The sequence below is a fragment of the Parabacteroides sp. KHUB-02 genome, from assembly GCF_056640955.1.
On record NZ_JBWQEV010000001.1, the window covers coordinates 4,604,745 to 4,629,161 of the forward strand.

General features: G+C 42.4%; 25 protein-coding genes and 3 tRNA genes. 23 read left to right on the forward strand and 5 right to left on the reverse strand.

The features are described from left to right. The 17 genes from ACYIA1_RS19345 to ACYIA1_RS19425 all read left to right on the forward strand — a co-directional run bounded on the left by ACYIA1_RS19345 (position 1) and on the right by ACYIA1_RS19425 (position 16,017). Positions 1–1,062, forward strand: a complete 1,062-nt coding sequence (locus tag ACYIA1_RS19345; RefSeq protein WP_195300639.1) for a 3-oxoacyl-ACP synthase III family protein — start codon at positions 1–3, stop codon at positions 1,060–1,062. Further along, entirely contained in the window at positions 1,046–1,801 is a 756-nt protein-coding gene (locus tag ACYIA1_RS19350) for an SDR family NAD(P)-dependent oxidoreductase (RefSeq protein ID WP_195300640.1), read from the forward strand. The genes ACYIA1_RS19345 and ACYIA1_RS19350 overlap by 17 nt, the downstream gene beginning before the upstream one ends. A 248-nt stretch (positions 1,802–2,049) precedes the next feature. Beyond that, on the forward strand, positions 2,050–2,199 hold the full coding sequence (locus ACYIA1_RS19355) for a hypothetical protein (protein WP_458251819.1): 150 nt from the start codon (positions 2,050–2,052) through the stop codon (positions 2,197–2,199). 44 nt (positions 2,200–2,243) lie between these two features. Further along, positions 2,244–2,711, forward strand: coding sequence for an acyltransferase (locus ACYIA1_RS19360; RefSeq protein WP_008779285.1), 468 nt, complete (start codon positions 2,244–2,246; stop codon positions 2,709–2,711). 27 nt (positions 2,712–2,738) lie between these two features. Further along, positions 2,739–3,383 (forward strand): sugar transferase, encoded by a 645-nt coding sequence (locus tag ACYIA1_RS19365; protein ID WP_195300641.1) that lies wholly within the window; start codon positions 2,739–2,741, stop codon positions 3,381–3,383. After that, the gene (locus ACYIA1_RS19370) at positions 3,358–4,056 is read left to right on the forward strand and encodes a WbqC family protein (protein ID WP_195300642.1); all 699 of its coding nucleotides are present in this window, start codon (positions 3,358–3,360) and stop codon (positions 4,054–4,056) included. The genes ACYIA1_RS19365 and ACYIA1_RS19370 overlap by 26 nt, the downstream gene beginning before the upstream one ends. Before the next feature lie 4 nt (positions 4,057–4,060). Further along, complete coding sequence (locus ACYIA1_RS19375) at positions 4,061–5,014, forward strand: hypothetical protein (RefSeq protein WP_229047268.1); 954 nt, start codon at positions 4,061–4,063, stop codon at positions 5,012–5,014. 2 nt (positions 5,015–5,016) lie between these two features. Continuing rightward, positions 5,017–5,697, forward strand: coding sequence for a PIG-L deacetylase family protein (locus tag ACYIA1_RS19380; RefSeq protein ID WP_195300644.1), 681 nt, complete (start codon positions 5,017–5,019; stop codon positions 5,695–5,697). A 13-nt stretch (positions 5,698–5,710) separates the two neighbouring features. Beyond that, positions 5,711–6,955, forward strand: coding sequence for a DegT/DnrJ/EryC1/StrS family aminotransferase (locus ACYIA1_RS19385; protein ID WP_195300645.1), 1,245 nt, complete (start codon positions 5,711–5,713; stop codon positions 6,953–6,955). A gap of 410 nt (positions 6,956–7,365) precedes the next feature. Continuing rightward, positions 7,366–7,608, forward strand: coding sequence for a hypothetical protein (locus tag ACYIA1_RS19390; protein ID WP_005859159.1), 243 nt, complete (start codon positions 7,366–7,368; stop codon positions 7,606–7,608). Beyond that, complete coding sequence (locus ACYIA1_RS19395) at positions 7,605–8,015, forward strand: type II toxin-antitoxin system VapC family toxin (protein ID WP_005859157.1); 411 nt, start codon at positions 7,605–7,607, stop codon at positions 8,013–8,015. Before ACYIA1_RS19390 ends, ACYIA1_RS19395 begins: the two co-directional genes overlap by 4 nt. 429 nt (positions 8,016–8,444) lie before the next feature. Continuing rightward, entirely contained in the window at positions 8,445–10,448 is a 2,004-nt protein-coding gene (locus ACYIA1_RS19400; RefSeq protein WP_480336268.1) for a urocanate hydratase, read from the forward strand. Further along, positions 10,445–11,350, forward strand: coding sequence for a glutamate formimidoyltransferase (gene ftcD / locus ACYIA1_RS19405; RefSeq protein ID WP_154397039.1), 906 nt, complete (start codon positions 10,445–10,447; stop codon positions 11,348–11,350). Before ACYIA1_RS19400 ends, ftcD begins: the two co-directional genes overlap by 4 nt. Before the next feature lie 3 nt (positions 11,351–11,353). Beyond that, positions 11,354–12,604: an imidazolonepropionase gene (gene hutI, locus ACYIA1_RS19410; protein WP_005859151.1), complete on the forward strand. Its 1,251-nt coding sequence runs from the start codon at positions 11,354–11,356 to the stop codon at positions 12,602–12,604. Between the two features lie 35 nt (positions 12,605–12,639). Further along, positions 12,640–13,263, forward strand: a complete 624-nt coding sequence (locus ACYIA1_RS19415) for a cyclodeaminase/cyclohydrolase family protein (RefSeq protein ID WP_005859149.1) — start codon at positions 12,640–12,642, stop codon at positions 13,261–13,263. A 3-nt stretch (positions 13,264–13,266) separates the two neighbouring features. Continuing rightward, positions 13,267–14,763 carry a histidine ammonia-lyase gene (gene hutH, locus ACYIA1_RS19420; protein WP_005859147.1) on the forward strand — a complete coding sequence of 499 codons (1,497 nt, stop codon included), beginning with the start codon at positions 13,267–13,269 and terminating at the stop codon, positions 14,761–14,763. Between the two features lie 99 nt (positions 14,764–14,862). After that, a complete protein-coding gene (locus ACYIA1_RS19425; RefSeq protein WP_480336269.1) occupies positions 14,863–16,017 on the forward strand; it encodes an acyltransferase in 1,155 nt (384 codons plus the stop codon). A 117-nt stretch (positions 16,018–16,134) separates the two neighbouring features. On the opposite strand, the gene ACYIA1_RS19430 is transcribed toward ACYIA1_RS19425, so the two are convergent. Together ACYIA1_RS19430 and trmB are read right to left on the reverse strand one after the other, a co-directional pair. Further along, entirely contained in the window at positions 16,135–17,244 is a 1,110-nt protein-coding gene (locus tag ACYIA1_RS19430) for an Mrp/NBP35 family ATP-binding protein (RefSeq protein WP_005859141.1), read from the reverse strand. A gap of 27 nt (positions 17,245–17,271) precedes the next feature. Beyond that, on the reverse strand, positions 17,272–18,030 hold the full coding sequence (trmB, locus tag ACYIA1_RS19435; RefSeq protein ID WP_480336270.1) for a tRNA (guanosine(46)-N7)-methyltransferase TrmB: 759 nt from the start codon (positions 18,028–18,030) through the stop codon (positions 17,272–17,274). Positions 18,031–18,175: 145 nt separating this feature from the next. On the opposite strand from trmB, the gene ACYIA1_RS19440 reads away from it, so the two are divergent. The 5 genes from ACYIA1_RS19440 to ACYIA1_RS19460 all read left to right on the forward strand — a co-directional run bounded on the left by ACYIA1_RS19440 (position 18,176) and on the right by ACYIA1_RS19460 (position 22,928). After that, entirely contained in the window at positions 18,176–20,074 is a 1,899-nt protein-coding gene (locus ACYIA1_RS19440) for a glycosyltransferase 87 family protein (RefSeq protein ID WP_286757644.1), read from the forward strand. A 99-nt stretch (positions 20,075–20,173) separates the two neighbouring features. Next, entirely contained in the window at positions 20,174–20,554 is a 381-nt protein-coding gene (locus ACYIA1_RS19445) for an ISAon1 family transposase N-terminal region protein (protein ID WP_016270338.1), read from the forward strand. Then, positions 20,520–21,503, forward strand: coding sequence for an ISAon1 family transposase (locus ACYIA1_RS19450; protein WP_016270043.1), 984 nt, complete (start codon positions 20,520–20,522; stop codon positions 21,501–21,503). The genes ACYIA1_RS19445 and ACYIA1_RS19450 overlap by 35 nt, the downstream gene beginning before the upstream one ends. Before the next feature lie 95 nt (positions 21,504–21,598). Next, positions 21,599–21,979, forward strand: coding sequence for an ISAon1 family transposase N-terminal region protein (locus ACYIA1_RS19455; protein ID WP_016270338.1), 381 nt, complete (start codon positions 21,599–21,601; stop codon positions 21,977–21,979). Continuing rightward, a complete protein-coding gene (locus ACYIA1_RS19460; RefSeq protein ID WP_016270043.1) occupies positions 21,945–22,928 on the forward strand; it encodes an ISAon1 family transposase in 984 nt (327 codons plus the stop codon). The genes ACYIA1_RS19455 and ACYIA1_RS19460 overlap by 35 nt, the downstream gene beginning before the upstream one ends. A 100-nt stretch (positions 22,929–23,028) precedes the next feature. Here ACYIA1_RS19460 and ACYIA1_RS19465 read toward each other — a convergent pair. From ACYIA1_RS19465 to ACYIA1_RS19475, 3 genes are all read right to left on the reverse strand, one after another. After that, a tRNA-Asn gene (locus ACYIA1_RS19465) sits at positions 23,029–23,102 on the reverse strand. 43 nt (positions 23,103–23,145) lie between these two features. Next, positions 23,146–23,219, reverse strand: a tRNA-Asn gene (locus ACYIA1_RS19470). Positions 23,220–23,250: 31 nt separating this feature from the next. Continuing rightward, positions 23,251–23,324: transfer RNA gene (locus ACYIA1_RS19475), tRNA-Asn, on the reverse strand. A gap of 111 nt (positions 23,325–23,435) precedes the next feature. Here ACYIA1_RS19475 and ACYIA1_RS19480 point away from each other — a divergent pair. Then, positions 23,436–24,413, forward strand: coding sequence for an adenosine kinase (locus tag ACYIA1_RS19480; protein WP_009016953.1), 978 nt, complete (start codon positions 23,436–23,438; stop codon positions 24,411–24,413). Positions 24,414–24,417: the final 4 nt, after the last annotated feature.

Here is a 24,417-nt window from a genome sequence, read left to right on the forward strand (position 1 = left end):
ATGAGTCATTTAAAAATCTCAAATGTAAAGATTGCGGGAATTACGTCATGTGTTCCTAAAATGATTGAGGAAAATAAGGAATTGTCTTTTTTTAAAAAGGGTGAGGCTGAAAAAGTGATAGCTTCTACAGGCATTGAGCGTAGACGTATTGCGGATGTGGATACGACTTCTGCGGATTTATGTTATGACGCAGCTGAAGATTTGCTCATGGGGCTGAACTGGAGACGGGATGAGATTGATTGCCTGATATTCGTGACCCAAACTCCGGATTATATATTACCCTCAAATGCTTGTATTATGCAAGGACGTTTAGGCCTAAAAACGGAATGTTATACATTAGATATATCTTATGGTTGTCCGGGTTGGGTTTATGGAATGAGTGTTGTTGCTTCTCTTTTATCATCTGGGTATATGAAGAAGGCTTTGTTGCTGGTTGGTGATACGCCTACGAAATTCAAATCAAGGAATGATAAGACCGCTTGGCCTTTATTTGGAGATGCGGGAACAGCAACGGCCTTAGAGTATTCGGAAGAATCGGATGATATGTTTTTTACGTTTGCGACAGAAGGGAAATCTTACCGTTCAATTATTGTTAAAGATGGTGGAGCACGGAATCCTGTAACTGAAAATTCATTGAAAGAAGTGGTTTATGGGGAAGGCATTGCTCGGCGACCATTAGATAGTGAAATGGATGGAATGTCTGTTTTTGCATTTGGGTTAAAAAGAGCACCGGAGTCGGTTTTGGATATTCTTAGCTTTGCTTCTTTAGAGGTGAATGAGATAGACTATTTTATATTTCATCAGGCCAATTTATTTATGAATGAGAAGATTCGTAAGAAATTGAAAATTCCGGAGGAAAGGGTTCCTTATTCGTTACGAGATTATGGAAATACAAGTTGTGCTACAATTCCATTGACATTAACCACTTCGTGTAATGATATGCTTAAGAAAAAACAAAAAGTAATTGCGACAGCTTTTGGAGTAGGATTATCATGGGGTAGCATTTATTTTTCAACAGATTTACGTTATTTATCTTTGATAGAGTATGAGGGAAAACTATAATCCTTTTTCTCTTAAAGGAAAAAGAATTTTGGTAACCGGAGCTTCTTCCGGTATTGGAAAAAGTATAGCCTTAGAATGCAGTCGGATGGGAGCGGACTTGATATTAGTCGCAAGAAATGAAGAACGCTTAATTCGGGCTTTTGCAGAGTTAGAGGATGGAGATCATTCCTATTTTAGCTGTGATATAGCGGATTCTCAGTCCATAGAGGACTTGTGTAGTCATGTCGGTGTGATTGATGGCTTAGTGCATTCCGCAGGTATGGGATTGACATTGCCGTTTAAGTTTACAACGTATGAGATTTTGAGGAAGATGATGAGTTTGAATTTTGAGGCTCCCGTATTATTAACTCAGAAACTGTTGAAATATAAACGAATAAATAAAGGAGCTTCTATTGTGTATCTATCTTCTATCGATGGACCGATTACAGGACATATCGGGAACTCTATTTATGCAGCGTCAAAGTCTGCGATACAGGGAATAGCGAAAGTTCAAGCGGTAGAATTAGCTGCTCAACGAATTCGTGTGAATTGTATACTTCCTGCAAGGGTAGAAACTCCCTTTATTCATAGAGATAATATTTCTGAAGAACAGGTAAGTAAAAATCAATTGTCTTATCCTTTGAAGCGCTATGCGAAGCCAGAAGAAATCGCTTACTATGCGATTTATCTGCTTTCTAATGCGAGTACTTTTACAACTGGTTCTAGTTTAGCGATAGATGGTGGATATACTTTATTATAATCTTGTTCTGAATTTTTATTTATAAACATATAAATGTCTTCTCATTTGCTATATCCCATCCTCTCAAGTTATCGAAATGTTCTTAGTAGATTATAATATCAATCGTGAAACAGATATAGATTATTTCTTGATTCATCAAGCGAACAAGATGATCGTGGATCGTATTGTGAAAAACTGGAGTTGCCTGAAGAGAACCTTATAATTTGGGAGAGTTTGGAAACTTAGGAGGTGCTTCGATTCCGTCATTGATGGTAATAAGGATCGCAAACCAACTTAGGACTAAAGAAACGACACTGTTACTATCTTCATTTGGACTGGGATTGAGTTGGGGGACGATGTGGGTGAAGACGAAACCGATGGTTGTGCCAACGCTAGTAAGCATTTTAAGATTAAGTTGATAAGTGATAATAATTAATATTCTAAGATTTAATATTGAAGTTATATGGAAAAGAAAACATTTCGGCAAAGAGTTAGTAAGGTAGTTCGTGGTATATATACCAATTATTTGAAATATGTCAAAAAAGTTGATATAGGAAAAGGCGTCTCTATTTCTCAGAGGATAGATATGGACAAAGTAAATCCTAGGGGTATTCATATTGGAGATGAGACAAGGGTGTCGGTTGGGGTTATGTTATTGGCTCATGATTATTTTAGGGGTAAAAATAAAGTTGATACATATATAGGAAAGAGATGTGTCATTGGTGGAAGAGCAATAATTACTCCAGGCGTAACATTAGGGGATCATGTGTTTGTGGGAGCTGGTAGTGTAGTTACGAAAAGTTTTCCTAGTCATTGTCTTATTGCGGGAAATCCAGCTCGAATTATTAGGACAGGAATAGAGATAAGTGAGAAAAGCCAGATTGTTAATTTTGGAACTTTGGTGAAAAATAAGGAAAGTGAAAAAAAATAATCTGAGTATGTTTTTATATATAGTGGTATGATGTATAGATATATAAAAAGGATAATAGATTTTGTTTTATCATTGTTTGGCATTGTATCTTTGATTCCCATATATTTAGTTCTAATAGTAGTGATTCGGTTTAAATTAGGATCTCCAATTTTCTTTATACAAGAGCGTTCAACTTTGAATGGGCGTTCTTTTAGTTTATTGAAATTTAGGACAATGACTAATAAAACTGATTCAGATGGGAATCTATTGCCGGATGAACTGAGAAAAACTTCATTTGGCAGTTGGTTACGAAATACCAGTTTAGATGAGTTACCAGAGTTATTAAACATTTTGAAAGGAGACATGGCTATCATAGGGCCAAGACCAATGCCTTCTAAATACAATATATATTTTTCTGATTATGAGAAAAAAAGATTTAAAGTGAGAGGAGGTTTGTTACCTCCTGAAGTTTTAAAGGATAATCCTACTCCAACTTGGAATGAACAACTACAGTGGGAAGCGGAGTATGGTGAAGATTGCTCCTTCTTTATTGATTTAAAAATATTGTTTAGAACGTTTAGACTTTTAATCCATAGGAAAAATGATAATTATGGCGAATATGTAAGAAAGTCTTTATCTGAAGAAAGAACAGAAAAAAATAATGCTTATGAAAGTAGCAATACATCAACCTGATTATATTCCATATTTGGGATTCTTTTACAAGATGTATAAATCTGATTTGTTTATATACTTGGATGATGCTCAGTTCTCGAATGAGGCGGCTCACAATTTTAATAAGATCAAGACTCCTCAAGGTGTCTTGCGTGTAAAGTTTCCCGTAGAAATGAAATTTGGTGATCCTATTAATCATGTGAGACCGAAAGATGAATTGAAATGGAAGGAAAGGCATCTTAAGACAATAGAGATGAATTATAAGAAAGCTCCTTTCTTTTCTGATATTTATCCATCTTTAAAAGAGGTATATCTAAATGATTATTCCAATGTGGCAGATTTGAATATAGCATTAAATACATTTATCTCCAATCAATTTGGTATTAAACCTAAAATATTTAGATCCTCTGAATTACTTTCTCATGCTAAAAAAGAGGAACGTGTAATTGATTTGTCATTGGAAGTTGGAGCTACTGCATATATTTCGGGCAATGGTGCTAGAGTGTATCAAGATGAATCCCATTTTAATGAAAGAGGATTAAAATTAGAGTATATGGATTATTCTCCTATTGAGTATCCTCAGTTATGGGGCGATTTTATAGAGAATATGTCTGTTCTTGATTATATTTTTAATTGTGGATTTGATTTTGAGTATGTAGTTGATAAGGTTGATGCTATAAATGGAAATAGGTAGTTTTTTGGAATTAGACTTACGTGATACTGGTGAGTTGTTTGATGGCTCTGAAGTTTGTAGGTTAAATCTTAATAGAGCTGGTATTTATCATTGTTGTAGACTTCTAAATGTAAATAAAGTCCTTTTGCCTTATTATGAGTGCTTTACGGTTCGTGATTTTCTTCTTGGAAAAGGTTTTAAAGTTGATTATTATCATATAGATAAGGATTTTATGCCTCTTGATATTTCTCAAGATGATGATACCGCAATAGTGTTTGTGAATTATTTTGGCCTTATGTCTATAGAGCACATGTTATCATTGATTGAGGGGTATAAAAATGTTATCATAGACAATGCCCAATCTCTATTCGCAAAACCTATAAATGGAGTCTATAATGTCTATTCTCCCAGAAAGTTTGTAGGCGTTCCTGATGGCTGTTATGTGGTAGGCCCAGATGCTGTAAGGTTTAGTGATGAATATGATCAAGATTTATCTTCTGAGACAGCAGGCTTCTTATTACAAAGAATAGAAGTGGGTTGCAATTCTGCTTATCAATATAGACAATTAAATGAGAAGCGTATAGATATGTCTAATATTTCTAGAATGTCTATTCTTTCTCGTGCTATACTTAAAAATGCTCCTTATGATTATATTAAAAATAAAAGATTTGAGAATTTTAATTTAGCATCTGATTTATATTCTTCTATGAATAAAATCAATCCTCATATATATTTTGATGATAATTGTGTTCCATTTGTTTATCCATTAGTTGTAGAGAAATCTGATATGGTGGATCTTTTAAGTAAAGAGAAGATTTATACCGGACGTTGGTGGAATTATTTGCTTAAGGAAACTGATTCTACATCTTTTGAGTATTATCTATCCTCTTATATGATCCCTATACCGATTGATCAACGTTATGGGAAGAATGAGATTGAATATGTTTATAATATTATTAACAAATATTTAACTAAGTAGTCGTGTTTAAGAATATATTGGTTGTAGCACCTCATGCGGATGATGAAATATTGGGCTGTGGGGCAACTATTTATAAAATGGTACAAGAAGGTCATAATGTGTATGTGCTGATTATGACAAATGCCAGTAAATCTGATCCAAATATTTTTTCCGAAAAAGGTATTCAGCGTGTTAGAACAGAGGCACTGGAGGCTCATCGTTTACTAGGTGTAAAACAGACCTTTTTCTTTGATTTTCCGGCTCCTGCATTAGATCAATATCCAGGTTATATCATGTCTCGTGAAGTTTCAAAATGTATATCCGAAAATCAAATAGATACTGTGTTTATTCCCCATAGAGGAGATATTCATAAAGATCATCGGATGGTCTTTGACAGTGTATTAGTCGCTTGTCGTCCTGTTGGAGATTATACGGTTAAGCGAGTTTATACCTATGAAACGTTATCTGAAACGGAATGGGCTGCTCCTTATGCGGATGATGCTTTTATTCCCACGGTATTCATTCCTTGTAGTCAAGATGGAATAAAAATGAAATTGAGAGCGATGGAGTGTTATCAATCTCAACTAAGGCGGTTCCCTAGTTCTCGTTCTTTAGAGGCTTTGGAAGCTTTGGCGAAATATAGAGGTGCTACAATTAGCGTAGAAAGAGCTGAGGCTTTTATGCTGATCCGAAGTATTTTCTAAAATCACAATAATAATGAATAAACGAATTTATCTTTGCCTTGCTCACATGAGCGGCAAAGAACAAATGTATATCAAAGAAGCCTTTGATACGAACTGGGTCGTGCCTCTAGGTCCGAACGTGAATGGATTTGAGAAAGATTTGGAGGAATTCGTGGGTGAAGGTAAACATGTGGTGGCTCTGTCTGCCGGTACTGCCGCGGTGCATTTGGCGTTGCTTGCCTGTGGCGTGAAGCCGGGGGATGAGGTGCTGGTACAGAGCTTTACCTTCTGTGCTTCCTCGCATCCGATCACTTATTTGGGGGCTACGCCTGTATTCGTGGATTCGGAGGTGGATACTTGGAATATGGATCCTGTGTTGTTGGAAGAGGCTATTAAAGATCGTATCGAGAAGACGGGAAAAACACCGAAAGCGATTGTCCCGGTGGCCTTATATGGGATGCCTTATAAGGTGGATGAGATTATGGCTGTCGCTGATCGGTATGGGATTCCGGTCATAGAGGATGCGGCGGAGGGTTTTGGCTCTCGTTATGATGGACGTATGTTGGGTACGTTTGGAAAATATGGGGTGCTGTCGTTCAATGGGAATAAGATGATTACGACCAGTGGTGGTGGTGCGTTGATTTGTCCGGACGGGGAGGCTAAGCGGGAGATCATGTTCTACGCTACGCAGGCTCGGGAGGCTTATCCGTATTACCAGCATGAGCGGATCGGGTATAATTACCGGATGTCGAATATTTGTGCGGGTATCGGGCGTGGTCAGATGACGGTGGCTGATGCTCATGTAGCTCATCATAAGCATACGTGTGATTTATACCGGGAACTGTTGAAGGATATGAGAGGGATCACCTTGCATGAGAATCCTTCCGGTCGTTTTGATAGTAACTATTGGTTGAATACGATTGTCTTGGATCCTTTATTGAGGGTGAAAGGGCAGGAGGATGCTTATCAAGCAACGGTACAAGGTGCTGTTGGTGGTGCGGGCGGTGTGACTCACGTAGCGGTTAACGCACATACGGATTGCGAGCCGAATGCCAATGTTGAGGCGATGCGTGTGGGACTTGACGCGATGGGTATAGAATCCCGTCCTTTGTGGAAACCGATGCATAAGCAACCTGTCTATAAAGATTGCCCGGCTTATGTGAATGGGGTGAGCGAATCTTTGTTTAAGGTTGGGTTGTGCCTGCCTTCCGGCCCGTATGTAACGGATCGGGATATTGAGTATATCGTTGGAGGTATAAGGGGCTTGATTGAGCGTTGATTTTAACAGCTATTCCATGAGTTAAATTCGTTTTACTGTGTAGGCCTAAGTAGAGGCTAATCATAAAGATTTTATTTTTGTTACGAGGAGGGTGTGTCATTTTGATGCACCTTTTTTTGTGTTTGGTAGAAAGTTGCAAGTTGAACAATGTGGACGCTTTGTTCTTGCCATGTGACTATGTTCGTCGTTATGGAGACGGCAAGGATGCTGAGATAACAAAGCCGTCTCAAACAGCCGCTTAATTGTTAAAGAATAAGAAATCTGAATTTTGTTCAGAAAAACTGGTATGGTTAACCTGTTGATAAATACTGGGTACGCTGTATTGGTGGTTCACGCTTGCAAAAAAAGTAGACTAAATACTGTATTATAATCAATAATGATTATATTTGTTTCTGTAAAAGAAAAAGATTATGGATACAACGGTGAAAATAGCGGATAGTTATATAAATTTATTGTCATCGTTTAGCGATGAGATAAAGTTGCGTGTCATTCGTAAGCTTTCAGAGAGCCTTTTGAGGGGTAAAAAGAAAGAGACATCCATACAAGATTCGTTTGGCGCTTGGGATGATGACAAAAGTGCAGAAGAGATTATTGCTGAAATTAATAAAGCACGTGTTTTGGGAACGCGATCTATTGAATCTTTTGACGAATGAGGCGTTATCTTTTAGATACCAACATATGTATCTTCTATATGAAAGGGAAATTTCATTTAAATGAGAAGATTGATGATAAAATGAAGCGATATTGCTTTATTTCTGAAATTACTATTGCCGAACTTCTATATGGAGCTACTTGCTCAAATCGAAAGGATAAAATGTTGAAAGAGGTAGAGTCTTTTATCTCGCAGTTTACAGTTTTACCAATTTACGGTTCTTTGCTTATGTTCGCTGAACTAAAAAGCACATTGCGATCTCAAGGACTTTTAATAGATGATTTTGATTTGTTGATTGGAGCTTCTGCCGTAGCAAATGATTTGATTTTAGTTACAGAAAATGTAAAGCACCTAGAACGTATTCCTCATCTTAAAATAGAGAATTGGATTGATAGAGCGAAGATTTAATTGATAATCTATTCATTTAATTAAAGTTACTTCATGATAGGAAAGATATAATGGAGCAAGTAGCTATTGCCGCTCGAGAAAGTTCACTTAGAGCGGAGATGGAACTGAAACGAAGAATGCAGGAAGTGAGAGAAAAACTGAAGATATATAGATCGAACGAATCTAAATAGTGATTTGTAATGAAAGAGAAACGCCCTACACTTTGTATTGTTGCTGGTCCTAATGGATCAGGAAAAACTTCTACTACTGAACAATTATAATTATGCCCCCGTCTTTCTTTCCCTTAGGGAGGATGAGAGAGACGGGGGCTTTTTTATGCTTCTAAACATGGAATGATAATTGGCTGGGATTTGGATAATCGCTAACTTGTCGGCGCTGAATCCGTGAAATTCCTTGCAGATTGTAAGCACCTACTAAATCATTCACGTTATGGAAATACATCTTGATAACTATTTGCCGGAATATCCTTCCTTCGTTTCCGGTATTCGCCGTGCTCCCGATCGCGGCTATTCGCTTACGCCCGCTCAAACAGAAACGGCATTGATGAACGCGCTTCGTTACATCCCTGTTGAATTACATGAGAAGCTAGCTCCTGAGTTCATGGAGGAATTATTGACCCGGGGACGGATCTATGGTTATCGTTACCGTCCGCAGGGAGACTTGAAAGCGAAGCCTATCTCTGAATATAAAGGTAAATGTATCGAGGGAAAGGCCTTTCAAGTAATGATCGATAATAACCTTTGCTTTGATATCGCTTTGTACCCTTATGAGTTAGTTACGTATGGCGAGACTGGGCAGGTCTGCCAGAATTGGATGCAATATCGTTTGATTAAGAAGTATTTGGAGGAGCTGACCGAGGAGCAGACCTTGGTGATCGAATCCGGGCATCCTCTGGGATTGTTTCATTCCAAGCCGGATGCCCCACGGGTGATTATCACGAACTCCATGATGGTGGGAATGTTCGATAACCAAAAGGATTGGCATGTCGCCGCCCAGATGGGAGTCGCTAATTATGGACAGATGACGGCCGGAGGTTGGATGTATATTGGCCCGCAAGGTATCGTACACGGTACGTTTAATACATTGTTGAATGCCGGACGTAAGAAATTAGGGATTCCACAAGATAAGGATTTGCGAGGCTATCTGTTTGTATCTTCTGGTTTAGGAGGAATGAGTGGCGCTCAACCTAAAGCCGCCGTGATTGCCGGTGCTGCCAGTATAATCGCCGAGGTAGACGCTTCCCGTATCGAGACACGCCGATGCCAAGGATGGGTCCAGCATGTGACGGATGATATGGGGAAAGCTTTCTCCTTAGCCGACGAGGCGATTCGTAAGAAAGAACCGATCTCTATCGCTTTTCATGGCAATATCGTGGATTTATTGGAATATGCCGATAAACAGGGGCTTTCCATCGACCTTTTGAGTGATCAGACCTCGTGTCATGCGGTCTATGAAGGTGGCTATTGTCCGGTAGGCGTGACGTTTGAGGAACGTACGGAATTATTGGCTCATCACCGGGAAGACTTTTGTGCTTTGGTCGATAAAACGTTGAAGAGACATTTCGAGGTGATCAAGCGTCTGGTTGCCCGGGGTACCTATTTCTTTGACTATGGGAACTCTTTCATGAAAGCGATCTATGATGCCGGTGTACATGAGATTTCCCGTAACGGTGTGGACGAGAAAGGTGGTTTTATATGGCCTTCTTATGTGGAAGATATCATGGGGCCGGAATTATTTGATTATGGGTACGGTCCTTTCCGCTGGGTATGTTTAAGCGGTAAGCCGGAAGATTTGATTCGCACGGATCATGCGGCTATGGCGTGTATCGATCCGACTCGAAGAGGGCAGGATATGGATAATTATAATTGGATACGTGACGCGGAGAAGAACCGTTTGGTGGTGGGTACGCAAGCCCGGATCTTATATCAAGACGCTGAGGGGCGCTTGAAGATCGCCCTTGAGTTTAACCGAATGGTACGTGATGGGGAGGTAGGCCCGATTATGTTGGGACGAGACCATCATGACGTGAGCGGTACGGATTCTCCATTCCGTGAGACCTCTAATATACGGGACGGAAGCAATGTGATGGCTGATATGGCGGTGCAGTGCTTTGCTGGAAATGCCGCCCGGGGTATGAGCTTGGTCGCTCTTCATAATGGTGGAGGGGTTGGTATCGGTAAGGCGATAAACGGAGGTTTTGGTATGGTTCTCGATGGTAGTGAGCGGGTGGACGAGATACTTCGTTCCGCTATGATATGGGACGTGATGGGGGGTGTCGCCCGTCGCTCATGGGCCCGTAACCCGAATGCGATGCGTACGAGCGCTACTTTCAATGAGAATCGTGGCGAACAGTATCATATTACCCTCCCGTATATCCCGGAGAAAGCGTTTATTCATGAAATCGTACAAACATCATTAAATAAAACGGTATGAGTACTTGGAATAAGATTATGGAATGTGTCCCTAACTTCAGTGAAGGACGGGATCTGGAGAAGATAGATAAGATCGTAGCGCCTTTCCGGGCTAAGACGGGTGTTAAACTGTTGGACTATAGTAATGACGAGGATCACAATCGCTTGGTTGTTACCGTGGTAGGGGAGCCAGTCGCTTTAAAACAAGCCGTATTGGAGGCCATTGGAGTTGCCGTTGAGCTGATTGATTTAAACAAGCATAGCGGTCAACATCCTCGAATGGGGGCCGTAGATGTTGTTCCTTTTATACCAATTCGCGGATGTACGATGGAAGAAGCGATCGCCTTGTCTAAGGAAGTAGGGGAGGAAGTGGGCACTCGTTATGCCGTACCTGTCTTCTTATATGAGAAATCAGCTTCCGCCCCTTACCGGGAGAATCTGGCGGCGATCCGTAAAGGAGAGTTTGAGGGGATGGCAGAGAAAATCCATCAACCGGAGTGGAAACCTGATTTTGGTCCGGCCGAAAGACATCCGACAGCCGGTACGGTCGCCATAGGAGCCCGCATGCCTTTGGTCGCCTATAATGTGAACTTAGGAACGAATCAATTGCAGATCGCTACGGATATAGCGAAGAAAATCCGTTTCATCGGCGGAGGTTTACGCTATTGTAAAGCGATGGGGGTTGAGTTGAAGGAACGTGGTATCGTACAGGTCTCTATTAATATGACCGATTATACCCGTACGGCCTTGTACCGGGCCTTCGAGTTAGTTCGTATCGAAGCTCGCAGATATGGTGTTCCGGTGGTGGGGAGCGAGATTATCGGCTTGGTTCCTATGGAGGCGTTGATCGATACGGCCTCTTACTATTTGGGATTAGAGGACTTTTCTATGAATCAAGTATTGGAAGCCCGTATTATGGAATAGCGTATGGAGAATAGCAAGATATTAATCAGGAATGCTGCCCAGATCGTCACTTGCCATGGGGATAAGGCGCGACGGGGAGCGGAGATGTCTGATTTAGGCGTTATCGAGGATGGAGCCGTAGCGATGTCTGATGGGGTTATTACGCATGTAGGACCTACGGAGGAGGTACTTCGAAACATCCATGCGGAGGATTATTTGGAGATTCGGGCGGAGAACCAAGCGGTGTTACCCGGATTTGTAGATAGCCATACGCATTTTATCTTTGGCGGTTACCGGGAGGAGGAGTTCTCTTGGCGATTGCGGGGAGATAGTTATATGTCGATCATGGAGCGTGGTGGAGGTATCGTGAATACGATGAAAGCTACCCGTGAAAGTGATTTCGATACACTATGGGACAGAGGGGAAGAACGTTTGGATGAGTTATTCTCCATGGGTGTTACCACAGTGGAAGGGAAAAGTGGTTATGGTTTGGATTTGCAAACAGAATTAGTTCAGCTTCGTGTCATGTCGGACCTGAATGAGTCTCATCCGATGGATGTCGTATCGACCTTTTTGGGAGCTCATGCTGTTCCTCCTGAATTTGCCGGTCGTACGGACGATTATGTGGATTATATGATCGAGGAAGTTCTTCCTGCCATACGAGCCGAACATACGGTTACGTTTTGTGATGTGTTTTGTGAGAAAGGCGTTTTCTCGTTAGAACAGAGTGAGCGCTTGCTTCGTGCCGCCCGTCATCATCGTTTTAAATTGAAGATGCATGCGGATGAGATCGTTCCTTTCGGAGGGGCGGAACTGGCGGCCTCCTTGAAGTGTGTAAGTGCTGATCATTTGTTACATATATCGGACACAGGCATCAAACGTCTGGCAAGAGCGGGTGTCGTAGCTACCTTACTTCCGCTGACTGCCTTTTCCTTGAATGAGCCGTATGCGCCTGCAAGGAAGATGATAGATGCCGGTTGCGCGGTGGCTTTAGCTTCCGATCTAAATCCGGGAAGTTGTTTCTCCGCCTCGATCCCGATGATGATAGCCTTGGCCTGTATCTATATGAAGATGACCCCTGAAGAAGCGGTAACGGCATTGACCATTAATGGAGCCGCAGCTGTGGGACGTGCCTCCGAGATTGGAAGTATCAGCGTGGGAAAACGTGCGGACGTGATCTTGCTGAAATACCCGTCTTATAAGTTCCTACCTTATCATGTGGGAATGAATCTCGTGGATACCGTAATTAAGGACGGGGAACTTTATATGATGTAAGATAAGAATTGTTGAATCATTTAAATCAAAATACTATGTTAGCAGACTTGACAATTAAAGATTTTTTGGCGGAAACGGCGGGTAGTGCTCCCGTTCCCGGTGGTGGAAGTATATCTGCCTTGAATGGTGCTATAGCGGCAGCTTTGACAGAGATGGTGGCCCATCTGACTGTTGGCAAAAAGAAATATGCGGAAGTGGAAGGACAAATGAAGACGATCGCTACCGAGGCGGCTATGATCCGTGAACGTCTTACTGAATATATCGATAAGGACAGCGAGGCTTATGATCGTGTATTCTCCGCTTTTAAGTTGCCGAAAGAAACGCCTGACGAACAGGTGATCCGTACGAATGCGATACAGAGCGCAACGAAGGAGGCGGCTATTGTTCCGATGAGGGTGGCGGAGGAGATCGGTTCCGTAATGGAGACGATTATCTATGTGGCTCACAAAGGTAATCAGAATGCCGTCACGGATGCTTGCGTGGCGATGATGGCTGCCCGTACTTGTGTATTGGGGGCTTTATTGAATGTCCGAATTAACTTAACGTCCATCCAAGACGAGGTGTTCGTCGGAAAGATGCGGAAGAAAGCGGATGAACTGGAGGCGAACGCTATCCGTGTAGAGCAAAAGTTATTGGATTGGGTGAAGACTAAATTATAGCATATGAGCAATGTCTATTATGTGGGTTCCGAGCCTCTCTCTTTTGAGGGAATCGAACGGATACTTACTCAAAATATGAAGTTGGAGCTTTCACCCGAGGTGAAGGAGCGCATCCAGCGTTGCCGGGATTACTTGGATCATAAGATCGAGCAGCAGGAGGGGCCTTTGTATGGGATTACTACCGGTTTCGGGTCCTTATGCAATAAGAATATCTCTCCGGACGAATTGAGCACCTTGCAAGAGAACTTGGTGAAAAGTCATGCCTGTAGCGTAGGGGATGAGGTAAGTCCGGTGATCGTCCGTTTGATGATGTTATTGAAAGCGCATGCCCTTTCGTTGGGGCATAGTGGCGTACAGGTGATCACCGTACAACGTATTCTGGACTTTTTCAATAATGACGTGCTTCCGATCGTGTATGATCGTGGCTCTTTAGGCGCTTCCGGTGATTTGGCGCCTCTGGCGAATTTGTTCCTGCCTCTGATCGGCGTGGGTGACGTTTATTATAAGGGCCGCAAACGGGAAGCGATCAGCGTATTGGATGAGTTCGCTTGGAAGCCTGTGAAGCTGAAAAGCAAGGAGGGGTTAGCTTTATTGAACGGTACGCAATTTATGAGCGCCAATGGCGTATTCGCCTTGATGCGTGCGTTTAGCCTGTCCAAGAAAGCGGATCTGATCGCCGCTTTATCTTTGGAGGCTTTCGATGGGCGTATCGATCCTTTCATGGATTGTATCCAGCAGATGCGTCCGCATCCCGGACAAATCGAGACCGGGGCCGCTTTTCGACGGCTATTGGAGGGAAGTGAGTTAATCGCCCGGAAAAAGGAACATGTTCAGGACCCGTATTCATTCCGTTGTATCCCTCAAGTGCATGGGGCTACGAAAGACGCTATCAATTATGTGGCGAATGTCCTGCTTACCGAAGTAAATTCCGTGACGGATAATCCGACGATCTTCCCGGAGGAGGATAAGATTATTTCCGGCGGTAATTTCCACGGTCAGCCCTTGGCGATTTCTTATGATTTCTTGGCGATTGCCTTGGCTGAGTTAGGAAATATATCGGAACGTCGTGTCGCTCAATTGATCATGGGTTTGCGGGGATTGCCTGAGTTCTTGGTCGCTAATCCCGGCCTGAACTCCGGTTTCATGATCCCTCAATATGCGGCTGCTAGTATGGTAAGCCAGAATAAGATGTATTGCTATGCGGCGAGCAGCGATTCTATCGTGTCCAGTAATGGGCAAGAGGATCATGTGAGTATGGGAGCGAATGCGGCGACGAAGTTGTTTAAGATCATGGACAACTTGGATCATATCTTGGCGATCGAGTTGATGAACGCCGCACAAGGAATCGAGTTCCGTCGTCCGGCTAGGACTTCCCCGGTATTAGAGAAGTTCTTGAAGGATTACCGGAAAGAGGTGCCATTTATCGACGAGGATATTATCATGTACACGGAAATACATCGTACGGTGGCGTTTATTCGTAGGAAAGACTTTGTATATTAATGAATATCGTTAATAGAGGTTAGAAATCCAGCTGAATCTCCTATTCGGCTGGATTATTTTGTATTTTCGCCGTCAATCTAAACACAATCGATCTACTTTATGCAAAATGTAACAAATCCTACCGTGAAAACACACGTAGTTTGGCTGGATGTCGTACGCTTGATAGCCATGTTTACTGTTGTTTGCTGTCATTGTACAGACCCGTTTAATTTCTATCCCGGAGATTCTCCGATTATTGGGAATATTAAGTTTTGGGGAGCTGCCTATGGGGCTTTTCTTCGTCCTTGTGTACCTCTGTTCGTTATGATTACGGGAGCCTTGTTGCTACCGGTCCGGGAAGAGACTTCTATTTTCTATAAGAAAAGGATATTGCGTGTATTCTGGCCTTTCTTGATTTGGTCTGTTATTTATAATTTATTTCCTTGGTTTACGGGACTGCTTGGTTTGAGGCCGGAACTTATTCTTGATTTCTTCCCTTATTCGGGAGAAGAGGTGACTCGTCAATCGTTGAGTGTGTCTTTAGGCTATATCGCCCAGATACCGTTCAATTTCTCATTGTTGGATGTACATATGTGGTATATCTATTTACTGATAGGTTTATATCTTTATTTGCCGATCTTCTCCGCTTGGGTCGAGAAAGTTTCGGATAAGGCGAAATTATGGTTTCTGGCAGGTTGGGGAGCGACTTTGTTTATTCCTTATTATCGGGAATTCGTATCTCCTTACATTTGGGGTGGATGCTCATGGAATGAATTCAGTATGCTTTATTATTTCGCCGGGTTTAACGGTTACTTGCTATTGGGGCATTATCTGCGGAATCATGATTGGTCGTTAGGAAAGATCGTTGGGATAGGCATTCCTATGTTTGTCGTAGGCTATGCCATTACTTTCTTCGGTTTTCGCTATACGACCGCTTTGCCTGCTTACACGGAGGAACAGTTAGAGTTATTCTTCTATTATTGTTCTCCCAATGTGGTGATGATGACGATTCCTATCTTCTTACTGGCGAAGAAGGTAAATGTTAAGTCGGATACGATTAAGCGAATGTTGGCGAATTTAACCATATGCGGTTTCGGTATCTATATGGTACATTATTTCTTTACGGGACCCAGTGTGCTGTTGGCGAGAGCCTTGAATATCCCTTTGGGTTTACAGATTCCTGCCGCTTCTGTGGTAGCATTCGCTGTATCTTGGCTGATTGTGTTGGGTATCAGAAAGATTTGCGGTAAGAAAGCCAAGTATATTGTGGGCTGAATTTATACGTACGTTCGCATAGGCTGATACGTATATAGGCGTAGGCCCATGCGAGCGTACGTGTAGGACGATACGTATATACGTGCGAGACCACACGTATATACGTATAAATCATCTTTATTTCTTGGTTACAATCACTCGCTCTGTCGGAGCCAGATGCTCGTTGCGATAGTCTATCTGCTTGACTACATTCTCGGCCAATTCTTGGAATGCCTTACCTGTGATCGAGTCCGGGTTCAACGCTACCGGCTTACCTTGATCTCCTCCTTCGCAGATACTTTGTACGATAGGAATCTGTCCCAGTAACGGCACGTTCAGTTCCTCTGCTAGGCGTTTACAACCTTCCTTTCCGAATATATAATATTTGTTTTCCGGTAATTCCGCAGGGGTAAACCAAGCCATATTCTCGATCAATCCTAAAACAGGGACATTAACCTTATCTCCAGTGAACATGCTGATACCCTTACGAGCGTCCGCTAAAGCAACCTCTTGCGGCGTACTTACCACCACGGCTCCGGTTATCGCTAGTGTTTGTACCATTGTCAAATGGATATCACTCGTTCCGGGAGGTAAATCGATTAAGAAATAATCAAGCTCACCCCAGTTGGCGTCGCCGATCAATTGCTTCAATGCGTTGCTAGCCATTGCTCCACGCCATAGGACTGCGTCGTTTTTATTAACGAAAAAGCCGATGGATAACATCTTGACACCATAATTTTCGGCCGGCTTGATCAGTTCCCTGCCCTCTACCTCTTCCATATAAGGGCGAGCCTCTTCTAGGTTGAACATCTTGGGTTGGGACGGCCCGAATATATCGGCATCCAGCAATCCTACCTTATATCCTTGTAAAGCCAATGCGACAGCTAGATTAGCGGCAACGGTACTTTTACCAACTCCTCCTTTACCGGAAGATACGGCGATAATATTTTTTACTTGCGGTAATAATTTATCCGGTTCCGGGCGAGCTAACTGACGGGCTTTTACCGTGATGTTTCCCTTGATATTCACCTCCGGGCTTACATAGGTTAAGATAGCTGTCTCCGCGGCTTTTACTACGGAGCGGATAAACGGATCATTTGGCTTCTCGAATAATAACGAGAAGGTGACATTCATACCATCGATACGAATGTTGTCTTCTACGAGGCCCATGGAAACGATGTCCTTTCCCGTACCCGGGTAACGAACGTTCTTCAACGCCTCAATAATCAGATTCGGATAGATTGTCATATCTGTTGATTTTTTTAAGTCATTCTTTTATTTACCAGAAGCTAAAGCGCTTCGTTTACTGCGATTAAAGCTACGATAAGGATCTAACTCTATTTCTACGTCAGGTTCCACCAATCGTTCCCTTTCTTCACAAACAAACTTGATGTATTTGATGTTTAATCCACGATCCAGCCATTGTAGCTCGTAATAGGTCTTGATGGATAAGATCTCATCCGCCAGATTGGAATGATATAGGTCGTCTGTACTGAACAAGACGGGATAATGGTTCGCTTTTACCATCTCGCACGTATAGGTATACATAAAGTTACTATCCGTTTTTAAATGGATAATACCATCTCCGGAAAGGATTTCCCGATACATTTTCATGAAACGGGTTCCGGTCAGACGCTTATTGACCTTTTTCATTTGAGGGTCAGGAAATGTGATCCAGATCTCGGCTACTTCGCCCGGAGCGAAGAAATAGGAAATCAATTCGATACTGGTACGTAGGAAAGCCACGTTATTCATCCCGGCTTCCAACGATTCTTTCGCTCCGGTCCACATACGTGCTCCCTTGATATCGACACCAATAAAATTCTTATTTGGGAAAAGCTTTCCCAAACCTACGGTATATTCCCCTTTTCCGCATCCCAATTCCAAGACAATAGGGTGATCGTTCTTGAAAAAACGTTCATGCCACTGTCCTTTCATATCAAACCCTTTTTCTTGTAGGGCGGCGAAAGGGTATTGGAATACGTGCGGATAGCCCGCCATATCGTCAAACTTAGCTAATTTATTCTTTCCCATGTCGCGAAGATAATACTTAAAAAAATGCTTTTTACGTTTTTTCTACTGTTTTAGATAGGGGTTTTTATACGTTGGCGAGTCTTTTGAACATATAGGCTGTCAGAAGTTTTATTTGAAAGTGGAGTTGTAACGAATAAAAAAGGATATGTTGAGAGTATTTTTTAGACGCCCGATATTTAAGAATCCGAGGTTTGTCGGATTTGTTTGGTTTGCGACGGCCCTTGTCGCTTGCTTATTGAAATTACCTGTGGGAAGGACTTATAATAACTTTATGATTTATAGGGCTTCCTTTTTCCATGCGTTAGAGTTGAAAGACCTTTATATATATTATCCGAATGAATACCACGACCGGTTTTTATACGGGATCCCTTTTACGGCTATAATAGCGCCTTTCTCCCTCTTCTCTCCTTATATCGGGATGTTGCTATGGTGTCTCGCGAATAGCTTGCTGCTTTATATGGCTATCCGTAAACTCGGATTGGCGGATTGGAAACAGGCGTTTGTCATTTGGGTATGCTTGAATGAGTTATTTACGTGTGTTCTTATGCAGCAATTTAACATAGCCATAGCCGGCATGATTTTATTCTCGTTTATTTTTATTGAGCGGAAACAGGAGTTTTGGGCGGCGCTAATGATTGTCTTGGGTACGATGACTAAGATTTATGGCATTGTCGGTCTTGCTTTCCTGCTATTCTCAAAACGCCGGATCGCCTTTTTGAAAGGACTTATTTTCTGGGGCATAGTCTTGTATGTTCTTCCGATGTTATATACGTCTCCTCAATATGTGGCAAGTCAATACGTGAAATGGTATGAGGTACTTCTCGATAAGAATGTAGAGAATTTATTTACTCCTTATACAAATATCTCTTTGTTGGGGATGGTTCGTAAGATTTCGGGAGTCAATACGTATAGTGATCTCTGGTTGGTTATCCCCGGGCTACTTTTATTTATTGCTCCTTATTTTAGGATAAATCAATATGATAACCGGCGGTTCCGCATGCATTTTCTTTGCTCTACTCTTTTGTTCATAGTTCTTTTTAGCTCCGGAACAGAGAATAGCGGATATTTGGGAGCCATGATAGCCGTCTGCCTTTGGTATATAGGTACGCCTACCCGTAAGACGACTCCTGGCTTGAATACGGTACTATTCGTTTTCTGTTTTATTCTTACATCCCTTTCTCCAACAGATATATTTCCCTGTTATATCCGGAAAACGTATGTTATTCCTTATGCGTTGAAAGCACTACCTTGTGTGTTGATCTGGTTTAAGATCGTATGGGAGCAATTGACATTGGATTTTTCAGAGCCGCTTCATCGGCCGAAGACTCTCCCGGGTAAAGAGGAGGCGATCGACCTTATCTTGCCTTGTTATAACCCACAAGAAGGCTGGGAACGTTTGATGATCGAGAAACATGCGGAATTGGTAAAGATGCTTAAAGGTCGCTCACTTCGTTTTATCGTCGTGAATGACGCTTCGAAGAGAGGATTTACGAAGGATGCGGTGGGACGTCTTCTGGAGGCTCTCCCTGATACGATGATCGTAAGTTATGATACGAATAAGGGAAAAGGAGCCGCTGTTAGGGCTGGCTTGTCTCATTCCACCTCATCCATTACTTTATATACGGATTATGATTTTCCGTATGAGGCGGATTCTATCTGCCGGATGGTAGAATGGTTGGAATCGGGATATGATGTCGTTATCGCCGTGCGGAATCATACTTATTATACCCATTTAAGTACTCGAAGAAAGATTATGAGTTATGCTTCCCGTATATTGAATTTTACGCTTCTAGGATTAACGCATACGGATGCTCAAGGAGGTTTGAAAGGTTTTAACCAGCGGGGAAAATCGTTTTTGGCCTCAACTCAGGTGAATCGCTTTTTATTTGATACGGAGTTTATTTATAAGGCTTCGCAGGAGTCGGATGTACTTATTAAAGACATGCCCGCTGATTTGCGGGATAACGTTCATCTTCCCAATATGCGTCGTGGAGTCCTTGCGGAAGAATTAAAGAACTTATTTTTAATCGCTTGGAGAGGGTAGGAGGATTACAGGGTTGTTAATAACCCTGTTGAAAACGGCTCACCCGATAAATCAGGGGGAAAATTCTTTAATTCTATAGAAAATTTGCACCTTTGTACCATGAACAATCAAGGACTATTAGCATTGGCACAGTTGATTCTGCCATCAGAGATACTTTCAAATTTTGAAGTAGTACGTGTAGAAGAAGAGGCATCCCTTATCCGCATCTATCTTGATGAATCGGTTAAGGCTGAATATAAAGAGAACCCAGAGATTGAATCCAAAGGGTTCTGTGAAGCCGTAACTATACGTGACTTTCCAATCCGCGATAAAGGTGTTGACCTAATTGTCAGAAGACGCAAATGGTATGACAAGCAGAATAACCGATACTTCTCCGACTCTTACGACCTGAAGGCTGAAGAAACCCGCTACTCCAAGGAGTTTGCGGCTTTTTTAAAAGGAGTGTATGGAGACGATTCCTACGACCTCCCGTTCGCTTGACCGCTATTATCACATAAACGGGGATACGTTTGAAAAGCAATACAAGGAAGTGCTCAGCGGCTATCGTGAATGGTCAGAACTCTCACATGCAGAAGACTGGCTTGTCTTTCCAGAGAACATTGGTGAAAGCATCTGCATTGACGAAACGGCTCCAAGCAACGGTGAGCTGTACACTATAGTAAGCAACAGATCTTCACGTGGAGGTAAAGGTACCATCATTGCTATTGTAAAGGGTGTGGCGGCAGATGCTGTCACGGAAGCACTTATGCGCATTGACGAGGACAAGAGACTGTTGGTTAAGGAGATAACAATGGATATGTCGAATTCCATGCGACTTATAGCCAGACGCTGTTTCCCGAATGCAATGCGTACCATAGACCGCTTTCATATACAGAAACTTGCATGTGATGCCTTGCAGGAGATGCGCATCGCGCATAGATGGGATGCCATTCAAGCAGACACGGATGCCAGGGAAGAAGCCAAATGCCTGGGCGAAGCATACACTCCAATTGTGCTTGCAAATGGTGATACCCACAAGCAGTTGTTGGCTCGCAGCAGATATCTGCTTTTTAAATCTGCCGACAAATGGACGGAAAGTCAGAGACAAAGAGCTGAGGTGCTCTTTGAAACGTATCCTGATCTTAAAGAAGCCTATTCGCTTACACATTCCCTAAGAATGATATTTTCCAAGAATACCGTCAAAGATGCAGCAAGACTCTCGCTTGCACGATGGTACAACAAAGTGGACGACTCTGGCTTTAAGAGTTTCAATGTTATTGCCGCCACACTTTACGAGCACTATGATGAAGTCTTGAACTTCTTTGTAAACAGGGCAACTAATGCATTTGCAGAGTCTTTTAATGCTAAAATTAAGGCGTTTAGAGCTGCTTTAAGAGGAGTAACGGATATAAAATTCTTTCTTTTCAGACTTACAAAGCTGTATGCTTAATCCCCCAGGTTTATCGGGTGAGCCTTGAAAACGGCTCACCCGATAAATCAGGGGGAAAATTCTTTAATTCTATAGAAAATTTGCACCTTTGTACCATGAACAATCAAGGACTATTAGCATTGGCACAGTTGATTCTGCCATCAGAGATACTTTCAAATTTTGAAGTAGTACGTGTAGAAGAAGAGGCATCCCTTATCCGCATCTATCTTGATGAATCGGTTAAGGCTGAATATAAAGAGAACCCAGAGATTGAATCCAAAGGGTTCTGTGAAGCCGTAACTATACGTGACTTTCCAATCCGCGATAAAGGTGTTGACCTAATTGTCAGAAGACGCAAATGGTATGACAAGCAGAATAACCGATACTTCTCCGACTCTTACGACCTGAAGGCTGAAGAAACCCGCTACTCCAAGGAGTTTGCGGCTTTTTTAAAAGGAGTGTATGGAGACGATTCCTACGACCTCCCGTTCGCTTGACCGCTATTATCACATAAACGGGGATACGTTTGAAAAGCAATACAAGGAAGTGCTCAGCGGCTATCGTGAATGGTCAGAACTCTCACATGCAGAAGACTGGCTTGTCTTTCCAGAGAACATTGGTGAAAGCATCTGCATTGACGAAACGGCTCCAAGCAACGGTGAGCTGTACACTATAGTAAGCAACAGATCTTCACGTGGAGGTAAAGGTACCATCATTGCTATTGTAAAGGGTGTGGCGGCAGATGCTGTCACGGAAGCACTTATGCGCATTGACGAGGACAAGAGACTGTTGGTTAAGGAGATAACAATGGATATGTCGAATTCCATGCGACTTATAGCCAGACGCTGTTTCCCGAATGCAATGCGTACCATAGACCGCTTTCATATACAGAAACTTGCATGTGATGCCTTGCAGGAGATGCGCATCGCGCATAGATGGGATGCCATTCAAGCAGACACGGATGCCAGGGAAGAAGCCAAATGCCTGGGCGAAGCATACACTCCAATTGTGCTTGCAAATGGTGATACCCACAAGCAGTTGTTGGCTCGCAGCAGATATCTGCTTTTTAAATCTGCCGACAAATGGACGGAAAGTCAGAGACAAAGAGCTGAGGTGCTCTTTGAAACGTATCCTGATCTTAAAGAAGCCTATTCGCTTACACATTCCCTAAGAATGATATTTTCCAAGAATACCGTCAAAGATGCAGCAAGACTCTCGCTTGCACGATGGTACAACAAAGTGGACGACTCTGGCTTTAAGAGTTTCAATGTTATTGCCGCCACACTTTACGAGCACTATGATGAAGTCTTGAACTTCTTTGTAAACAGGGCAACTAATGCATTTGCAGAGTCTTTTAATGCTAAAATTAAGGCGTTTAGAGCTGCTTTAAGAGGAGTAACGGATATAAAATTCTTTCTTTTCAGACTTACAAAGCTGTATGCTTAATCCCCCAGGTTTATCGGGTGAGCCTTGAAAACCCTGTGAATAACGGAAAAAGAACAAAAGAAAAAAGAGATACCTATTAATAGGTATCTCTCTCTTTTTGCTCTTCCTCTTGGACTTGAACCAAGGACCCTCTGATTAACAGTCAGATGCTCTAACCAACTGAGCTAAGGAAGAATCAGTTTTTAACTTTTTAATCTCTATATGAAAACTCTTTTCGCTCTTCTTCTTGGACTTGAACCAAGGACCCTCTGATTAACAGTCAGATGCTCTAACCAACTGAGCTAAAGAAGAATGTTTTTCAGTCTTTCCCGATGTCTTTTCGCTCTTCCTCTTGGACTTGAACCAAGGACCCTCTGATTAACAGTCAGATGCTCTAACCAACTGAGCTAAGGAAGAATTTTTTCGCTCTTTCAAAGGTTATTCCGTAACCCCTTTCTGAAATTGCACTGCAAAAGTACGGGGTATTTTCGAAATATGCAATATCTTTGCGAAAAAAATTACGAAAAAATGAATACAATAGGTTTAGGAAACGCTTTGGTTGACGTTTTATTGAGGCTTGAAAATGATGATGTCCTATCGGAAATCGGGATACAGAAAGGAGCTATGGATATGATTAACAGGGAACAAATGATCGCTATCCGTACAACTTTAGCCGGCTTGCCACGTACGCAAACCCCGGGAGGATCTGTCTGCAACACGATGCGTTCGATGTCTTCTTTAGGGGCGAATTCCGGTTTTATCGGTAAGATCGGGGATGATTCGATCGGCGGATTTTATGAGGATGCGTTGGAAAAAGCGGGTGTCACTTCCTATTTTATCAAGACGGATGGACTTACAGGTAGCTGTACGGTGATGATTTCTCCGGATGGGGAACGTACGATGGGGACTTTCCTTGGCCCGGCCCCGACAATAACCCCGGATGAGATCACCGAGGAGATGCTAAGTAAATATCAATGTATTTATATAGAAGGTTACTTGCTCGTAAACGAGCCGTTGGTTCGTTCTACGATGGAGAAGGCTAAAAAGTTGGGCTTGAAAGTAGCGCTGGATTTGTCGAACTTCAATATCGTGAATGCTTTTAAAGGAATGCTGGAGGATATCATTCCTAAATATGTGGATATTTTGTTCTCTAATGAGAGTGAGGCTGAGGCTTTCACCGGGCAAAAGGCTGCTGAGGCCGTACATACCTTGTCTGAGTTGGTGGAGGTCTCATTGGTCACATTGGGAAAGGAAGGTGCCTTGATCGGTAGTCATGGTCAATTTTATTCTGTCCCGGCTGAGGGGGGCAAGCCTGTTGATACGACTGGCGCCGGTGATAACTTCGCCGCCGGATTCTTATACGGTCAATCCATAGGAGCGTCTTTGGTACAATCCGCACGCATCGGATCGATGTTGGCGGGCTATGTGATCGACGTGGTTGGCCCGGAGATTCCGTATGATAAATGGGAACAAATAAAGTTAAAAGTAAAAGGGATATTGGCTTAGGCGG

Excerpts from the sequence above, each read along its gene's own strand:
- ACYIA1_RS19345 (WP_195300639.1), top strand. The coding sequence starts at position 1 with ATGAGTCATTTAAAAATCTCAAATGTAAAGATTGCGGGAATTACGTCA.
- ACYIA1_RS19350 (WP_195300640.1), top strand. The coding sequence starts at position 1,046 with ATGAGGGAAAACTATAATCCTTTTTCTCTTAAAGGAAAAAGAATTTTG.
- ACYIA1_RS19355 (WP_458251819.1), top strand. The coding sequence starts at position 2,050 with ATGGTAATAAGGATCGCAAACCAACTTAGGACTAAAGAAACGACACTG.
- ACYIA1_RS19360 (WP_008779285.1), top strand. The coding sequence starts at position 2,244 with ATGGAAAAGAAAACATTTCGGCAAAGAGTTAGTAAGGTAGTTCGTGGT.
- ACYIA1_RS19365 (WP_195300641.1), top strand. The coding sequence starts at position 2,739 with ATGATGTATAGATATATAAAAAGGATAATAGATTTTGTTTTATCATTG.
- ACYIA1_RS19370 (WP_195300642.1), top strand. The coding sequence starts at position 3,358 with ATGAAAGTAGCAATACATCAACCTGATTATATTCCATATTTGGGATTC.
- ACYIA1_RS19385 (WP_195300645.1), top strand. The coding sequence starts at position 5,711 with ATGAATAAACGAATTTATCTTTGCCTTGCTCACATGAGCGGCAAAGAA.
- ACYIA1_RS19390 (WP_005859159.1), top strand. The coding sequence starts at position 7,366 with ATGGATACAACGGTGAAAATAGCGGATAGTTATATAAATTTATTGTCA.
- ACYIA1_RS19395 (WP_005859157.1), top strand. The coding sequence starts at position 7,605 with ATGAGGCGTTATCTTTTAGATACCAACATATGTATCTTCTATATGAAA.
- ACYIA1_RS19400 (WP_480336268.1), top strand. The coding sequence starts at position 8,445 with ATGGAAATACATCTTGATAACTATTTGCCGGAATATCCTTCCTTCGTT.
- ftcD (WP_154397039.1), top strand. The coding sequence starts at position 10,445 with ATGAGTACTTGGAATAAGATTATGGAATGTGTCCCTAACTTCAGTGAA.
- hutI (WP_005859151.1), top strand. The coding sequence starts at position 11,354 with ATGGAGAATAGCAAGATATTAATCAGGAATGCTGCCCAGATCGTCACT.
- ACYIA1_RS19415 (WP_005859149.1), top strand. The coding sequence starts at position 12,640 with ATGTTAGCAGACTTGACAATTAAAGATTTTTTGGCGGAAACGGCGGGT.
- hutH (WP_005859147.1), top strand. The coding sequence starts at position 13,267 with ATGAGCAATGTCTATTATGTGGGTTCCGAGCCTCTCTCTTTTGAGGGA.
- ACYIA1_RS19425 (WP_480336269.1), top strand. The coding sequence starts at position 14,863 with ATGCAAAATGTAACAAATCCTACCGTGAAAACACACGTAGTTTGGCTG.
- ACYIA1_RS19430 (WP_005859141.1), bottom strand. The coding sequence starts at position 17,244 with ATGACAATCTATCCGAATCTGATTATTGAGGCGTTGAAGAACGTTCGT.
- trmB (WP_480336270.1), bottom strand. The coding sequence starts at position 18,030 with ATGGGAAAGAATAAATTAGCTAAGTTTGACGATATGGCGGGCTATCCG.
- ACYIA1_RS19440 (WP_286757644.1), top strand. The coding sequence starts at position 18,176 with ATGTTGAGAGTATTTTTTAGACGCCCGATATTTAAGAATCCGAGGTTT.
- ACYIA1_RS19445 (WP_016270338.1), top strand. The coding sequence starts at position 20,174 with ATGAACAATCAAGGACTATTAGCATTGGCACAGTTGATTCTGCCATCA.
- ACYIA1_RS19450 (WP_016270043.1), top strand. The coding sequence starts at position 20,520 with ATGGAGACGATTCCTACGACCTCCCGTTCGCTTGACCGCTATTATCAC.
- ACYIA1_RS19455 (WP_016270338.1), top strand. The coding sequence starts at position 21,599 with ATGAACAATCAAGGACTATTAGCATTGGCACAGTTGATTCTGCCATCA.
- ACYIA1_RS19460 (WP_016270043.1), top strand. The coding sequence starts at position 21,945 with ATGGAGACGATTCCTACGACCTCCCGTTCGCTTGACCGCTATTATCAC.
- ACYIA1_RS19480 (WP_009016953.1), top strand. The coding sequence starts at position 23,436 with ATGAATACAATAGGTTTAGGAAACGCTTTGGTTGACGTTTTATTGAGG.